This window comes from Ostreiculturibacter nitratireducens (genome assembly GCF_032670585.1).
Classification (GTDB): Bacteria; Pseudomonadota; Alphaproteobacteria; order Rhodobacterales; family Rhodobacteraceae; genus Ostreiculturibacter; species Ostreiculturibacter nitratireducens.
In genome coordinates this window covers 938,087-952,987 of record NZ_JAVQHL010000001.1, presented here as the reverse complement: position 1 = coordinate 952,987, position 14,901 = coordinate 938,087, and the positions used below count along the sequence as shown (strand labels likewise).

Sequence of the window (14,901 nt, the reverse complement as noted above, 5' to 3'; positions counted from 1 at the left end):
GCTCTCAGAGGCGAATCCCGACGTTCTTGGTCTGCACGTAGCCGAGCAGCGCCTCCTGACCCTTTTCGCGCCCGTAGCCGGAGCGCTTCATGCCGCCGAACGGGGTCTCCACGCCGCCCGCCCACCATTCGTTGACATATATCTGGCCGGCGACGAGGCGATCCGCCGTCCAGTGGGCGAGTTGCAGGTCACGCGTGTAGACGCCGGCTGCGAGACCGTAGTCCGTTCCGTTGGCGATCGAGATCGCTTCCTCCGGCGTATCGAAAGGAATCACGACAAGCACCGGCCCGAAGAATTCCTCCTGCGCGATGCGCATCTCCGGCCGCACGCCGGTGAAAATGGTGGGCGCCATGAAATGCCCCGGCAGGCCCTGAACGCGCGATCCCCCGATCACCAGCGTCGCGCCTTCTTCGACGCCGACACGGCAAAGCGCCTCGACCTTCTCGAGTTGGCGCTCCGAGATAAGCGGACCCATGTCGCAGCCATCGATCCCGGGTCCGACGGTGCGGGCCTCCGCCAGCACACGAATCCTCTCGACGAGGTCATCGTGGATCGACCGATGCACGATCAGCCGAGATCCCGCGGAGCAGATCTGGCCGGAATGGTGGAAGATGCCACGTGCGGCGCTGGCCGCGGTGCGATCCAGGTCGGCGTCGGCGTAGACGATCCCTCCGGATTTGCCCCCCAGCTCCATGACGCAGGGAACCACGCGCTCGGCGGCAGAGCGCAGCACGCTCTTGCCGGTTTCGACCGAGCCGGTGAACACGATGTGATCGATATCGGGATGGGCCGCAAGAGCCGCGCCGGCGTCGTGGCCGTAGCCACAGATTATGTTCACCGCCCCGTCGGGCAGACCGGCCTTCTGGCAGGCCTCGGCGAACAGGAACAGGCTGAGGGGAGAATCCTCGGGGGACTTCAGGACGACCGTGTTGCCGGTCACGAGCGCGCAGGCGACCGAACGGGCGCCGACGGGCAGGGGGCCGTTCCAGGGAACGATCTGGCCAGAGACGCCGAACGGCGCATGCACCGTGTAGTCGAGCAGGCCCTTTCCTAGCGGAATCTGGCGACCCTCAAGCTTGTCGGCCATGCCGCCGTAGTAGCGCAGATAACGTTTCGTAAGAGCCACCTCGGCCCGGCCGGCCACAAGTGTCTTGCCGTTGTCAAAGCATTCGACCGTGGCGATTTCGTCGGCCAACGCGTCCAGCTGATCCGCGACCGCGAACATCATCTCGCCGCGATCACTTGGCCGCAAGTCCTGAAGAACGCGGCTTTCGAAGCACCGGCGCGCCGCCGCGACCGCCCGGTCGACATCCGCCGACATTGCGCGCGCGACTTCGGCGATCGGCTGCGCCGTCGCGGGATCGGTCACGACGATCCGCGTACCGTCCGCGCCGTCGACCCAGTTGCCATCGATGAAGTTCCGCCAGTAAGGCCGGATCGCCATTGTCATTCTTGCCTCCCGATGGCCGGTCCGCCGCGCGTCGCGCGGTCGTGTCGCACGAAGTATCATGACGGGCTCCCATATTGGCGAATGCCGTTTGCCGATTGGGCTATGCCGCTTTTGCATGCCGCTCGTCTCGGGTCGGGCAATGCTTCCTGTGCATCGGGCTAGACCGACCTTGCATTGGCTCGCAGAGGATGGACGCGGCTAACTGAGGGGAGAGGAGCGCAAAGGAATCCAAGACATGCAAGAACCATCCCCGCTGCGCGTCGCAATTCTGGGGCTCATGCTGGAAAGCAACCGGTTCGCGCCAGTGATCACGGAAGAGGACTTCCTGAATCGCGTCTACCTGGCGGGCGACGAGATCCTCGAGGATCTTCGCGGTATGGATCCGAAGCTTCCAACCGAGATCCGCGGTTTCGCGGCCGAGATGGACGCCAAGGGAAACTGGGTTCCCGTTCCGATACTGGTCGGGTTGGTCGAGGCCGGTGGGCCGCTCGACCATTCCTTCTTCGAGGCGAGCCTGGATGAGATGCGCCGCAGGCTCGAGGCGGCCGGCGCGATCGATGCCGTCTACATCTCCAATCACGGCGCCATGATTACGACCGAGGAAGACGACCCCGACGGAGCGATCTTTGCCATGGTCAGGTCCGTCGTCGGGTCCGATGTGCCGATCGTCGCCACATTAGACCTGCACGGAAATGTTTCGGACCGCATGGTGCGGTCGGTGGACGCTATCGTGTCCTACCAGACGAACCCGCACGTGGACATGCTGGCCCGCGGCAAGGACGCGGCAGAGATCCTTCACGAACTGATCCGGGGCATGCGTCCGGATGTGGCCTTCATCAGGCTGCCGCTGACACCGCCCACGGTGACGCTTCTGACCGAAGCCGGCCCCTATGCCGATATCATCAACTATGGGCAGACCTTCCTGGGCGATGACATCGTCAACGTGTCCATCCTGGGTGGTTTCGCATATTCCGACACGGCCAAGAACGGCCTGGCCATCATTGTCACGGCGCGGCGCGCCAACGGAAGCGCGCAGCGGGCGGCGCGCGCGATCGCCGAGATGGCATGGTCCCAGCACAAGCGTTTCGTGCCGCGGCTGACGCCGCTCGATGAGGCGGTGGCGCGTGTGCTTGAGGTGGGGCGCAACCCGGATCTTCCCGCGGTCGCTCTGGCGGATGTCGCCGACAACCCCGGGGGCGGGGGCAACGGCAACACGATGTGGATACTCGAAGCGCTTCACGCGGCTGGCGCCAAGGGAGTGATCGTGGGCGTCATAAACGATCCGCTGCTGGCCGAAGAGGCCGCAGAACTCGGGGAAGGCGCGACCTTCAAGGCCGTGTTCAACAGGATCGCACCGGATGAATACTCGAGGAGGTTCGAGGCGGACGCCCGTGTGCTTTGCGTTCGGGACGGTGATTGCGTCGGGAGGCGCGGCTTCTACGCCCGTCGCCGCATGAACCTCGGCAGATCGGTGCTGCTGGACCTTGGCGGCATCAAGGTCGTCGTGATCTCGATCCGCACGCAATGCGCCGATCCGATCTTCTTCGAGATGATGGGGCTGGACATCGGAGAGGCGCGCGCCGTGGTCGTCAAGTCGCGCGGCCATTTCAGAGCCGGCTTCGACGAGTACTTCGCCCACGACCAGGTCATCGAAGTGGACGCGCCGGGCCTCACGTCGCCGATCCTGACAAGGTTCGACTTTCGCAACTTTCCCCGTCCGGTCTTTCCACTCGATCAGGACGTGGAATGGAAGGTGCCCGCATAGGCACGGGCGCGCCGCGCGCATGCAGGGGGCGATACGGGGCCGGCATCGCTCGATCCGCGCTTGGCATTGGCTTCGGCGCTGCCCTCAGGCCGATGATGAACGAAAGACGGAATCCAACAGGGAACTTCGAGAAAAGGGAAGAACGACATGAAAAGGCATTTCGCTCAAGCACTTTCGGCTTTCGCCGTCGCAGCGATCGCTCTGTCTGCGGGTGCGGCCGACGCCAAGTCGATCAAGTTCGGAATGAACGCTCCGCAGGGCGACAACCCGGAATGGAACGCGCTCGTCGCATTCAAGAACCACGTCGAATACAAGACCGAAGGCGGCATCACCGTCGACCTGTTCCCGAGCGCCCAGCTCGGGGCCGAGCGCGCCTGCGCGGAACAGGTGCAGCAGGGCACCGTCGAGGTTTGCCTTGTGGATACCGGGGCACTGGCGGGCTTCTACAAGGATATCCAGGTCCTGTCCGTCCCGTATCTGTTCAAGTCCTCGGCCCATGCCTGGTCCGTGTTCGACAGCCCGTTCTTCGCCGACCTTGCCGAGAACATGCGCAAGGACACCGGCATCCGCGTGATGTCCTGGGGCGAGAACGGATTCCGGGACTTCACCAACAACGTCCGTCCGATCCGGACCCCTGAGGACCTTAAGGGGCTGAAGATGCGGGTGATGGAGAGCCCTGTGTTCATCCGGTTCGTAGAATCCTTCGGCGCCGCGGCGACACCCATGCCCGGTTCCGAGATCATCATGGCTGCGAAGCAGGGGGTGATCGACGGCCAGGAAAACCCGGCCCAGGTCAACTACGACTACAACCTGATGGACGTGCAGAAGTACATGTCCACCGACGAACACATCCTCGGGGTCCATGCCTACATCATCAGCGACGCCTTCTTCGAAGGGCTCACCGATGACGAGAAGGCGATCGTGCTGGAAGCGGCGACGCTCGCGGCCCGGATCGAGAACACCCAGAAGCTGGCAGGGGCGAAGAAGTACATCGACCTGATCCGCGAGAAGGGCGTCGAAGTGCACATGACCACGATGGCCGAAAAAGAGGCTTTCGCCGCGGTGTCGCAGGAGCCGGTGCTGGAATACCTGCGTGAACAGGTCGGCGCCGAGCTCGTCCAGGCGCTGCTTGATACGGCCAAGGCCCACGAACCGGCGCTCTACGGGCGCTGAGCCTGGGGCGGGCGGCCCGAACTTGCGGTCCGGATGGGGATGTCCGACGCAACTCGCCCGACCGCTCACCACTCACGAAAGGTGCCTCGGGCCAGCGCCCGGGGCGCCAGCACAAGAAGTCTTGTGGTGCCGCTGCAGGAACCCCGTCAGGAGTTAGTCCCTTGGAACGTCGCCTGCTCCGTTTCGGTCTTGGGTTGATGCGCGTGGTCGAGGCCGTTTCGGCCGTGCTTTTGCTTGCCGTGGTCGCGATGAACCTGGCGCAGGTGTTCTTCCGCTATGTCCTCGTGGATCCCCTGTCCTGGAGCGAGGAGACAATGAGGTACTCGACTACCTGGATGGTCATGCTGGCGGGCAGCGCGGCTCTTTTCCGAAATGAACACATGGCGATCGATCTGCTCGGGGAGCATCGGTCCGAGCGGCTCAGAAGAGTCCGCCGGCTGGTGGTGCTGGCCTGCGTGGCTGGGTTCTGTCTTCTGATGATGTGGGAGGGCTTTCCCGCCGCGTTGAAGAATTACCGGCAGGTCTCTCCGGCGGTCCGGGTTCCGATGACACTCCCCTATCTGGCCATTCCGGTCGGCGCCACGCTGATGTTCGTGAAGGCCATTCTCCTGATGGTCCTGCCCGAAAGAACGTTGGCAGAGATCCAGACCGAGGAGCCGCTCGCATGATCGTCATGGCGGTCGTCTTCGTCCTGATGCTGCTCATCGGGGTTCCGATCGTGTTCGCCTTGGGCATAGCCGGGGCGTTCGGGCTGTGGGCGCTCGATCTCAGCTTGATCACGGTTCCGACCAGGCTGTTCACGGGGATGGACAACTTCGTGCTGCTCGCCGCGCCGTTCTACATCCTCGCGGGAGAGATCATGAACCGTGGCGGCATCACGAGCCGCCTGATCCGGCTCGCCGGGCTGCTGACGCGGGGCGTGCCGGGAGCGACGGCCTACGCGAACGTGTCGTCTTCGGTGCTTTTTGCCGGGATCTCTGGGGCGGCGGTCGCGGACACGGCTGCCCTTGGGCAGATCTTCATCAAGGGAATGCCCGAGGAAGGCTATGACAAGCACTACGCCGCGGCCGTTACGATAGCTTCCTCGATCATCGGTCCCATCATTCCGCCGTCAGTGATCATGATCATCTATGCCTCCGTCACACGGCAGTCGGTCATAGACCTTTTCGTCGCGGGGATCGTTCCGGGCCTGATGATGGCCGGGGCGATGTGGGCGGTCATCTGGTTCCAGGCACGCGGAGGCCGGTTGCCCCGGTCCGACGCGCGGGTCAGCCGCGGGGAACTCGGGACGCTGGTCCGGGACGGCCTTCTCGTGATGGGCCTGCCGGCCCTGATCGTATTCGGAACGCTTTCGGGAGTCTTCACGGCAACGGAAGCCGGCGGGGTGGCGGTGCTCTATGCCCTCGCAATCTCTTACTTCGTGTTCAGAAGCATCGATCTGCCCAGCATCTGGAACGCACTGAAGCGCAGTGCGCGGATCACCGCGACGATCTACCTTATCATCGCAGCGGCGACGGTGATGTCCTACGTGCTGACCGTCGGGGGGATCGCGACATGGGTCAACGCCTTCGCGGAATTCTTCCAGGGCAGCCCGGTCCTGTTCCTGCTGGCGCTGATGGCGATCCTGCTGCTCGTCGGCACGTTCCTCGAGCCAGGGGCGGCGATCGTGCTGATCGTGCCGATGCTGATGCCCGCGACCATGTCCATGGGTGTCGATCCGCTGCAACTGGCGATGGTCGTCATCCTGACGCTGACCCTTGGCCTGATCACGCCGCCTGTGGGCGTCTGTCTGTTCGTCGCCTGCAGGATCGCGGAAAGCCCGGTTCTGCCGATCCTCCGCGCCGTCCTGCCGTTTCTTCTGGCAGAAATCGCCGTGGTGATTCTGCTGATCCTCGTCCCGGAGCTTTCCTCGTTCCTGCCCGGACTGCTCCGGTAGGCGGGGCGGTCAGAAGTCGACGGTTTCGCCGCGCCCGCTTTCCTTCGCGCGCCGTACGGCCAGATCCGCCACGACGAGATCCTGAAGCGCGACGCCGGTGCCGTCGAACAGCGTGATCTCGTCCTGCGAGCGGCGGCCTTCGTCCATGCCGCCAATGACGGCCCCGATCGCGGCGCGCAGATCGCTCTTTCCGATCAGGCCCTGGGAATGCGCATGCTGGCACTCGCCGATGCTCAGGGCCTGCGCCGCCTCGTCGTAGAAGATGGCCGAGGCGGCAACCAGTTGGGGGTCCAGTTCCTGTTTGCCCTTCGTGTCCGCGCCCATGGCGCTGATATGCGTGCCCGGCCGAACCCAGTCGCGTTCGACCAGCGCCGATTGCGAAGGGGTGACGGTGATCAGGATATCCGCCGCGCCGACGACAGCCGGGCGGTCCGTTTCCGGGCGGTATTCGAGGCCGAGCGACTCCACCACCTCGCCGAACCGTTTCAGGTTCTCCGCGGAGGGATCCCATGCGTGAACGCGCTTGAGGTCCCTGACGGCGGCCGTGGCGCGGAGCTGGTAGGCGGATTGCCCGCCCGTGCCGATGATGCCCAGTATCGACGCGTCCTGACGCGAGAGCCAGCGTGTCGCGATGGCGCTCGCCGCGCCCGTCCGGATCCCGGTGAGGTAATTCGCGCTGACGAGCGCCGAGGCCCTGCCGGTTTCCGGATCGAAGAGAAGCGTCGAAGACTGATGATTGGTCAGTCCCTTAGACAGGTTGTTGGGCCAGTAGCCTCCGGCCTTGAGGCCAAGGAACGGCGCGCTGACGTCCGCTCCGGCCTTCACGCCATAGACGGCATCCGCGTAACCCACGACCTCGCGCACGACCGGATAGTTGCGCGCGTCCCCCCGTGCCATGGCTACGAAACAGGTCTCGACGGCGGATATGGCGTCTTCCACGCTGACGAGTTCCTTCGCCAGGGTTTCGGAGATGACGATCATGCTCAGGGTCTCCTTCTATTCCTTGTCGGATTCGAGAACGAACTCGCCGATCATCACGTTCATTCCCGCCAAGAGGCCGCCGTCCACCGGCAGGGCCACGCCAGTAATGTAGCCAGCGTCGTCGGAGCCAAGGAAGGACACCGCTTTGGCGATGTCGTCCGGCTCTGCCACACGGCCGAGCGCGTACCAGCGCCCGAGTTTCTTGAAGATGTCGGGATCCTTCTGTTGGCGGATCGTCCAGGTCACGTTGTCAGTCCGGACTGACCCGGGAAGGACCGCGTTGCAGCGGATGCCGTATTTCCCGTACTCGCTGGCCACGGACTGAGTGAGGTTGATGATCCCGGCCTTCGCGGCGCTGTAGCTCGGGTTGCCGAAATACCTGACGCCGTTGACCGAGGCGATGTTCACGACCGCGCCGTCCATGCGTTCCTTCATTCGTGGCAGGATCGCGCGGAGGCAATGGTAGGTGCCGTTGAGGTTCACATCGACTTCCCGGTGCCAGGCGTCGAGACCCATGCCTTCGAGGGCGCCGGCGTCGGTGTAGGCTGCATTGTTCACGAGGAGGCCGACGGGACCCAGGTTGGCCTCGATTTCGGCAAAGGTTCCCTCGAGAGCCGGGAAGTCCGTGATGTCGGTCCGGAAGGCCTGCGCGCGGTTCCCGTCCTTCCGAAGGATGCGCGCGGTCTCGTCGGCCCCATCGCCGTCGATGTCGAGGACGGCCACGTTCGCGCCTTCCGCTGCAAGACGACGGGCGATCGCCCGTCCGATCCCGTGGGCCGCTCCGGTTACGATTGCGGTCGTGTCTGCGTATCTCTTCATTCGAGTGTTCCCATAGCGGTTCTTTTCGGCATCACGGCGACATCGCGATCCAGTCCAGAGACTGAAGCCTCATGTGGCCGTAGTTGTAGAAGGCAACGGATTCGGCGCCGTTCGCCTCGGCCGCAGCGACGCAGGTGGCAAGCTCTGCCGAACCCGAGACATTGGGCCATGTCGGGCGCAGGATGAAGCCAATTCTGGCCGTTGAACCGGCCGCCTGGCGGACGCGGCTCATGTCCGCGGCGATCGCCTCCTCACCGCACTGATACGCGGGAACTTCCAGCCGGTCGGCCGTTTCCGCGAGTTCCGCGAGGTTGCTGCCCTCGCGCCAGCAAAGATCGTTCGGCGTCTGCACGGAGGGAATGATGGCCAGGGACACCGACGGATCCAGTTCCGCGCGGATCTCGGCAACGAGGCTGGTCACGACGCTCGCGCGCAAGTCGTGGAACGCCGACCATTCGGGATCGGACCGGACGTCACGCTCGGGCGCCCGCCCGGACTCGAAGAAATGGTCCAGCTCGCTTCGGGCAAGACGTGACAGCGCTTCGGCGTCTATCCCGGACGCTTTCGCCCGGTTTCGACAGGCGGGGCAGAAGCAAATCCCAAGGAGGGTCTCGACGGGTTCCGTCAACTCGACGAGTTCGAATTCGTGGTGGTGGCCGTGCCGGTAGGCCTGATAGCCTGGCGTCTCCAGTGCGATCTCGCGAAGCCCCCTTCCTCGGCCAAGATCGGTGCACAGACTGATCAGGTATTCCCGCACCTGGGGCTGCGCGGGGCAGAGGGCATTGTAGAGCGGGTCCCCATACGCGGTTGTGCAGACGAGATCGGGATGAGCTTCGCCGAGGCGGGTGTTGTGCAGCCCGACCGTCCAACCCGAAACGGCCAGGTCCGCCGCCTCCTTGGCCAATTCGGACAGGACGTCGAACTCCTGTGCAAGCTTCGACTGAACTGGCTTGACCCGTCCGTACAACTCCGCGCGGGGCTGGAAATACACGGTTCCGTCTTCGGGAAAGTAGACCTTGCGCCTCGGCGCGTGTGGCCTGAGGAATTTCCCGGCGTGATAGGCCGTCGCCACGCTGACCGTGTCGATCGCCGCCGCGCGCAGCCTTTCCGCGACCGCACGGGTTCCCTCTTCCTGCAGGTCCCAGGGATAGACATAGATTCCCCGCCGCATCAGATCGCCGACCTTGTGCCAGCTGGATTATGACGATCGCGCATGTGCTGCATCCTTTTGTCCATCTGGACGCGTCCGACTGGTGAATAGAGGAATGCCACCGGACAATGGCTAAGAGACGCGCACGGCCTTGGCCAATGCCAAAGCCTCATGGCGGCATTCGATAAACGAATTCGCGAGAGGGCGTGGCTGATAGTAATCTGCGATCGTCGGAACGGGTGGCCAGCGATGCCAGCCGCCTTTTGCCGAGCGGATCACTTCCTGAACTGAAGGCTACGCACATGAAGAACATCGTCGTCACCGGGGGCAGCGGAAAGGCAGGAAGGGCGGTATGCCGCCATCTCGTCGATGAGGGCTACGAAGTTCTGAACATCGACATGCAGCCGTCTTCGGATCCTGTCTGTCCATTCTATCGGGTGGATCTGAATGATCGCGGCCAGGTAATGGACGCCTTGCAGTGGACCGGCGGAAAGGACCACCCGTTCCGCAAGTTCGCAACGCCGGACGCGGTGGTTCACCTCGCCGCCGTTCCCGCGCCAGACCTGCTGCCGGAGGACGTCACCTTCCGCAACAACATGATGTCGACCTACAATGTGTTCGACGCAGCACTTCGCACGGGGATCAAGCGCATCGTATGGGCATCGAGCGAGACCACGCTCGGCTTGCCGTTCAGCCCGCAGAATCCGCCGGCCTACGCGCCGGTCGACGAAGATCACCCGATGCGCCCTGAGAGCGCCTATTCCCTGTCGAAAGACCTCGGGGAGGAGATGGCTCGGCAGATGCAGCGCTGGAACCCCGGGACGACGTTCATCGGCCTGCGTCTTTCGAACGTGATGGAGCCGGCGGACTACGAACGATTCGCGTCCTGGCAGGACACGCCAAGGTTCCGGGAATGGAACCTGTGGGGATACATCGACGCCCGAGACTGCGCGCAGGCTGTCCGAAAGGCACTCCACGTCGATTTCGTGGGGGCGGACCATTTCATCATCGCGAATGCGGACACGGTCATGGAGCGGCCGAGCGCGGATCTGATGCGCGAGGTCTTCCCGGACGTGCAGATGCGCGGCGCGCTTGAGGGTCGCCAGACCCTGTTGTCGATCGAGAAGGCCCGGCGTGTTCTGGAATACGAGCCGCAGTACAACTGGGGCGCGCCGTAGGCGCCAGCGCAGCCCAGGGACGGGATGCACCCATGGCGCCGCGCGTGAAGGGCCCGGCGCCATTTTTCTTTCAGGGCCAATGAATTGCGGTGAAATCCAATCGTCTGCATTCGTTGTCCCGAAGCCAGTTATGCCGCGCGCTCATACCTCCATGCGTTTTATCAATTTCTTCTGCCGCCGGTATGGGCGCACACTTTCGTCTGTGAGTTCGCTGCTTACGGGCGCCGGACGGAACCGTTCGGAGCCCAAACCCAAATCAATGCCGAACCTTCAACAGGAGTAGACTCTATGAAGTACCGGAGCATGACTTTAACCTCGCTGGTCGCGCTCGCGACCGGCGCCCTGTCGTTCGCCCAGGTTGCGCAAGCCCAGACCGTGGTGGACTTCACGGTCGCCGAATACAGCTCCAAGACCGGCCCGTATTTCGAAGAAGTGGCCGCCGCCTTCGAAGCGCAGAATCCCGACATCGACATCAACATCGAAGTCGTTCCGTGGGACACCCTTCTGCAGCGCCTGACGACGGATATCGCGGGCGGCAGCGCCCCGGACATCTCGATCATCGGGACCCGCTGGCTTCTCGACTTTGCATCCCAGGGTATCGCGGAGCCGATGGATAGCTACCTGACGCCCGAGTTCAAGTCGACCTTCATCGACACCTTCATGGCGCCGTCCGTGATCGACGGCCAGATCATGGGTCTGCCGGTGGCCGCGTCTGCCCGCGCGATGATGGTCAACATGGACCTCTACGAAAAGGCTGGCGCGACGCCCCCGACCAACTGGGACGAGCTCTACGAAGCCTCGAAGAAGATCGCGGCGCTGCCTGACACTTTCGCCTTTGGTCTTCAGGGCAAGGAAATCGAGACGGACGCGTATTTCTACTACGCGCTCTGGACCCATGGCGGCGACATCCTGAACGAGGATGGATCGAGCGGCGTCGGCTCGCCCGCAGCGATCGAAGCCGCGACGCTCTACAAGAAGATGATCGATGAGGGCCTCACGCAGCCGTCGCCGACCAACTACAGCCGCGAGGACGTGTTCAACCTGTTCAAGCAGGGCCAGGTCGGAACGATCTTCACCTTCCCGATGCTGATCCCGCAGATCAAGGCCGAAGCTCCGGACCTGAACTACAAGATCATGCCGTTCCCGGAGAAGAGCGCCAAGGCGACCTACGGTGTCACCGACACGCTCATGATGTTCGCGGACTCCGACGTCAAGGACGCCGCCTGGAAGTTCATCGAATTCGCCTACGCCGACGAGTGGCGTTCGAAGTTCGATCACGGCGAAGGCTTCCTGCCGGTCACGAAGAACGTCGCGGCCGAGGAATATTATCAGACCGATCCGGACATCTCGGGCTTTGCTGCCGGTCTGCCCTATGCCAAGTTCGCTCCGACGATTGCGAACTGGGAAGAGATCGCCGACACGACCGTGCGTGCGCTTCAGCAGATCTATCTGGGTCAGGCGACGCCGGAGGAGGCGCTCGGCGCTGCGGCCGAGGCGATCAACAAGATCCGCGGCATGTGATCTGAAATGCGAAGAGCGGCCGCCGGCCGCTCTTCGACCCCACGGTGGAACTCCTTTCGCGAGCGCGCGGGAAAAAGTCGATGAAATCCATGCAACGGTCGATGCCGCTCTTCATGATCCTTCCGGGTCTGCTGTTGGCCGTCACGATCATCGGCTATCCGATCTTCGACCTTGCCTGGACCTCGATGCAGGAGGTCAGCCGGTTCGGGCAGCTTCGCGGATTCAACGGCACCGCCAACTACTCGGAGGTCTTCGCCGATCCGCTGTTCTACTCGTCGCTCTGGCGGACGCTGATCTGGACGGTCGTCGTCGTTGGCGGAACCCTCCTGATCTCGATCCCCGTCGCGATCATCCTGAACGATGACTTCTATGGCCGCGGCCTGGCCCGCGTCATCATCATGTTGCCGTGGGCGATCTCGCTCACGATGACGGCGGTGGTCTGGCGTTGGGCGCTGAACGGAAGGTCGGGGTTGTTCAACGCGTCGCTGATGCAGATGGGCGTGATCAACGAGCCCGTGGAATGGCTCGCGACGGCGCCCCTGGCGTTCACCGTGGAAATCCTCGTCGGAATTCTTGTCTCGATCCCGTTCACGACCACGATCCTGCTCGGAGGGCTGTCCTCCCTGCCGCAGGACGCCTACGAGGCCGCCGTCGTCGATGGTGCCTCGCGCTGGGACCAGTTCCGGATGATCACGCTTCCGCTGATGAAGCCCTTCATCAACATCGCGATCGTCCTGAACGTGATCTACGTGTTCAACTCGCTTCCGATCATCTGGGTCATGACCGAGGGTGGTCCGGCGAACGGAACCGACATCCTCGTGACATACCTGTACAAGCTGGCCTTCCGGTTCGGCCAACTGGGCAAGGCCTCGGCGATATCGCTTGTCATGTTCCTCGTGCTCCTGGCCTTCACGGCGGTGTACGTGGCGCTTGTCATGCGCAACGAGGCCGACGCGGCCCCCGAGGCGGAGGTCGACGATGCCGAGTAAGCTGCGCAAGAGCGTGATCTACTGGCTGATCCTGTCGCCTCTGGTGGTGATCATCCTGTTTCCCTTCGCGGTGATGTTTGTCACCGCCGTGCGGCCGCGCGAGGAACTCTTCGTCTATCCCGCGACCTGGTGGTTCAGCGAATTCCGCTGGGGCAACTTCAGCGAGATGTGGGTGAAGACCAATTTCGGCGGCGCGCTGTTCAACAGCCTCTACGTGAGCATTCTTGCCACGGCGATCGCGCTCTTGCTCAGCATCCCGGCGGCCTACGCGCTGTCCCGCTACCGGTTCGCCGGGAAGTCGGCCTATCGCACGTTTCTCCTGATGACCCAGATGATGTCGCCGATCGTGCTGGTGCTGGGGCTCTTCCGGTTGATGATGAAATTCGGGCTGGTCAACGACCACATGTCGTTGGTCCTGACCTACGCCGCCTTCAACATGGCCTTCACGGTCTGGATGCTGCAAAGCTATTTCAACTCGATCCCGCGGGATCTTGAGGAGGCGGCGTGGATGGACGGTGCCAGCCACTTCACCAGCCTCGTTCGGGTCTTCCTCCCGCTCGCGGTGCCGGCGATGGTGGTCACCGCGATTTTCACCTTCATCAACAGCTGGAACGAATTCGTCCTCGCGCTGACCATGATGCGGTCGTCGGATGACTTCACCCTGCCGGTGCAGATCTATTCGCAGGTCGCAGGCAGGTATCAGGTCGAATGGCACCACGTCATGGCCGCGACGGTCGTGGCGACGGTTCCGGTGGCGATCGTGTTCTCCTGGCTGCAGCGCTACCTGATCCGCGGCATGGCGCTGGGCGCGGTGAAGTGAACGAGATGCTCGCGACAGGCAAACCCATGAGGGAAGAATAATGTCATCGGTCACCATTCGTGGCGTGCAGAAGAAATACGGTGCGCTCAAGGTTCTTCACGGTATCGACATCGAGATCGGCGACCAAGAGTTCGTCGTGCTCGTCGGTCCATCGGGCTGCGGCAAGTCCACGCTACTGCGGATGATCGCCGGACTGGAAACGGTCACGTCCGGGGAAATCCTGATCGGCGACCGCGTCATCAACGACGTGCCGCCGAAAGACCGGGATATCGCGATGGTCTTTCAGAACTACGCGCTCTACCCCCACATGACCGTGTTCGAGAACATGAGCTTCAGCCTCCGCCTCAGGCGGCAGCCGAAGAACGTGATCGACGGCAAGGTGCGTGAGGCGGCCGATATCCTGAACCTCAGCAAATTCCTGGAGCGCTCACCGCGCCAGCTTTCCGGTGGCCAGCGTCAGCGCGTGGCGATGGGGCGCGCTCTCGTCCGTGATGCTGAGGTGTTCCTATTCGACGAGCCGCTGTCGAACCTCGACGCGAAGCTTCGGGTCGTCATGCGCACAGAGATCAAGGCACTGCACCAGCGTCTTCGAACGACCTCCGTCTACGTGACCCATGACCAGATCGAGGCGATGACGATGGCGGACCGGATCGTCGTCATGAATGCCGGGCGCGTGGAACAGATCGGGACGCCGCTGGAACTTTATGACAGTCCCGCGAACATGTTCGTGGCGGATTTCATCGGGTCTCCGTCCATGAATTTCATCCATGGCCGCCTGCGCAAATCCGCGGAGGGCGCGCACCTGGAATGTGCGGACGGAACACCGCTCGCGGTGCCTGCCGCGACCGGCGCGACGGACGGGCAACCGATCGTGCTGGGCGTCAGGCCGGAACACTTGCGGCTGGCGTCCGGAAGCGAGGGTTACGAAGCGATCGTAGACGTGGTCGAACCGACGGGGCCGAACCTGCAGGTCTACGCCACGCTTGCCGGCGTTCCCGTTTGCGCCGTGTTCAACGAACGGCATGACTTCCGTCCTGGCGATCGGGTCCGGCTGAATTTCGCTGAGGGCCACATCCACCTGTTCGACGAGGCGAACGGCACGCGTCTTTGACTGTCTGC

General features: G+C 63.3%; 13 protein-coding genes. 9 read left to right on the top strand and 4 right to left on the bottom strand.

Annotated features, from left to right (window positions below):
• Positions 1 to 4: 4 nt before the first annotated feature.
• Complete coding sequence (locus ABCN56_RS04615) at positions 5 to 1,450, bottom strand: aldehyde dehydrogenase family protein (RefSeq protein ID WP_343079591.1); 1,446 nt, start codon at positions 1,448 to 1,450, stop codon at positions 5 to 7.
• A 235-nt stretch (positions 1,451 to 1,685) separates the two neighbouring features.
• On the opposite strand from ABCN56_RS04615, the gene ABCN56_RS04610 reads away from it, so the two are divergent.
• From ABCN56_RS04610 to ABCN56_RS04595, 4 genes are all read left to right on the top strand, one after another.
• A complete protein-coding gene (locus ABCN56_RS04610; protein ID WP_343079590.1) occupies positions 1,686 to 3,215 on the top strand; it encodes a M81 family metallopeptidase in 1,530 nt (509 codons plus the stop codon).
• A 147-nt stretch (positions 3,216 to 3,362) separates the two neighbouring features.
• Positions 3,363 to 4,388: a DctP family TRAP transporter solute-binding subunit gene (locus tag ABCN56_RS04605; protein WP_343079589.1), complete on the top strand. Its 1,026-nt coding sequence runs from the start codon at positions 3,363 to 3,365 to the stop codon at positions 4,386 to 4,388.
• Between the two features lie 161 nt (positions 4,389 to 4,549).
• Positions 4,550 to 5,056, top strand: coding sequence for a TRAP transporter small permease (locus ABCN56_RS04600; RefSeq protein WP_343079588.1), 507 nt, complete (start codon positions 4,550 to 4,552; stop codon positions 5,054 to 5,056).
• Positions 5,053 to 6,324 (top strand): TRAP transporter large permease, encoded by a 1,272-nt coding sequence (locus ABCN56_RS04595; RefSeq protein WP_343079587.1) that lies wholly within the window; start codon positions 5,053 to 5,055, stop codon positions 6,322 to 6,324. Before ABCN56_RS04600 ends, ABCN56_RS04595 begins: the two co-directional genes overlap by 4 nt.
• Positions 6,325 to 6,333: 9 nt before the next feature.
• Here the strand turns inward: ABCN56_RS04595 and ABCN56_RS04590 are convergent, their stop codons facing one another.
• The 3 genes from ABCN56_RS04590 to ABCN56_RS04580 are packed head-to-tail and all read right to left on the bottom strand — an operon-like array spanning position 6,334 to position 9,295.
• Positions 6,334 to 7,305, bottom strand: a complete 972-nt coding sequence (locus tag ABCN56_RS04590; RefSeq protein WP_343079586.1) for an ornithine cyclodeaminase family protein — start codon at positions 7,303 to 7,305, stop codon at positions 6,334 to 6,336.
• 15 nt (positions 7,306 to 7,320) lie between these two features.
• A complete protein-coding gene (locus tag ABCN56_RS04585; protein WP_343079585.1) occupies positions 7,321 to 8,124 on the bottom strand; it encodes an SDR family oxidoreductase in 804 nt (267 codons plus the stop codon).
• A 31-nt stretch (positions 8,125 to 8,155) separates the two neighbouring features.
• Positions 8,156 to 9,295, bottom strand: coding sequence for a hypothetical protein (locus ABCN56_RS04580; protein ID WP_343079584.1), 1,140 nt, complete (start codon positions 9,293 to 9,295; stop codon positions 8,156 to 8,158).
• A 281-nt stretch (positions 9,296 to 9,576) separates the two neighbouring features.
• Here ABCN56_RS04580 and ABCN56_RS04575 point away from each other — a divergent pair, with 281 nt between their 5' ends.
• From ABCN56_RS04575 to ABCN56_RS04555, 5 genes are all read left to right on the top strand, one after another.
• On the top strand, positions 9,577 to 10,452 hold the full coding sequence (locus tag ABCN56_RS04575) for an NAD-dependent epimerase/dehydratase family protein (RefSeq protein WP_343079583.1): 876 nt from the start codon (positions 9,577 to 9,579) through the stop codon (positions 10,450 to 10,452).
• Between the two features lie 288 nt (positions 10,453 to 10,740).
• On the top strand, positions 10,741 to 11,973 hold the full coding sequence (locus tag ABCN56_RS04570) for an ABC transporter substrate-binding protein (protein WP_343079582.1): 1,233 nt from the start codon (positions 10,741 to 10,743) through the stop codon (positions 11,971 to 11,973).
• 80 nt (positions 11,974 to 12,053) lie between these two features.
• Positions 12,054 to 12,962, top strand: a complete 909-nt coding sequence (locus ABCN56_RS04565) for a carbohydrate ABC transporter permease (protein ID WP_343079581.1) — start codon at positions 12,054 to 12,056, stop codon at positions 12,960 to 12,962.
• The gene (locus ABCN56_RS04560; protein WP_343079580.1) at positions 12,952 to 13,782 is read left to right on the top strand and encodes a carbohydrate ABC transporter permease; all 831 of its coding nucleotides are present in this window, start codon (positions 12,952 to 12,954) and stop codon (positions 13,780 to 13,782) included. Before ABCN56_RS04565 ends, ABCN56_RS04560 begins: the two co-directional genes overlap by 11 nt.
• A gap of 40 nt (positions 13,783 to 13,822) precedes the next feature.
• Positions 13,823 to 14,893, top strand: coding sequence for an ABC transporter ATP-binding protein (locus ABCN56_RS04555; RefSeq protein WP_343079579.1), 1,071 nt, complete (start codon positions 13,823 to 13,825; stop codon positions 14,891 to 14,893).
• Positions 14,894 to 14,901: the final 8 nt, after the last annotated feature.

Excerpts from the sequence above, each read along its gene's own strand:
- ABCN56_RS04615 (WP_343079591.1), bottom strand. The coding sequence starts at position 1,450 with ATGACAATGGCGATCCGGCCTTACTGGCGGAACTTCATCGATGGCAAC.
- ABCN56_RS04610 (WP_343079590.1), top strand. The coding sequence starts at position 1,686 with ATGCAAGAACCATCCCCGCTGCGCGTCGCAATTCTGGGGCTCATGCTG.
- ABCN56_RS04605 (WP_343079589.1), top strand. The coding sequence starts at position 3,363 with ATGAAAAGGCATTTCGCTCAAGCACTTTCGGCTTTCGCCGTCGCAGCG.
- ABCN56_RS04595 (WP_343079587.1), top strand. The coding sequence starts at position 5,053 with ATGATCGTCATGGCGGTCGTCTTCGTCCTGATGCTGCTCATCGGGGTT.
- ABCN56_RS04590 (WP_343079586.1), bottom strand. The coding sequence starts at position 7,305 with ATGATCGTCATCTCCGAAACCCTGGCGAAGGAACTCGTCAGCGTGGAA.
- ABCN56_RS04585 (WP_343079585.1), bottom strand. The coding sequence starts at position 8,124 with ATGAAGAGATACGCAGACACGACCGCAATCGTAACCGGAGCGGCCCAC.
- ABCN56_RS04580 (WP_343079584.1), bottom strand. The coding sequence starts at position 9,295 with ATGCGGCGGGGAATCTATGTCTATCCCTGGGACCTGCAGGAAGAGGGA.
- ABCN56_RS04575 (WP_343079583.1), top strand. The coding sequence starts at position 9,577 with ATGAAGAACATCGTCGTCACCGGGGGCAGCGGAAAGGCAGGAAGGGCG.
- ABCN56_RS04570 (WP_343079582.1), top strand. The coding sequence starts at position 10,741 with ATGAAGTACCGGAGCATGACTTTAACCTCGCTGGTCGCGCTCGCGACC.
- ABCN56_RS04565 (WP_343079581.1), top strand. The coding sequence starts at position 12,054 with ATGAAATCCATGCAACGGTCGATGCCGCTCTTCATGATCCTTCCGGGT.
- ABCN56_RS04560 (WP_343079580.1), top strand. The coding sequence starts at position 12,952 with ATGCCGAGTAAGCTGCGCAAGAGCGTGATCTACTGGCTGATCCTGTCG.
- ABCN56_RS04555 (WP_343079579.1), top strand. The coding sequence starts at position 13,823 with ATGTCATCGGTCACCATTCGTGGCGTGCAGAAGAAATACGGTGCGCTC.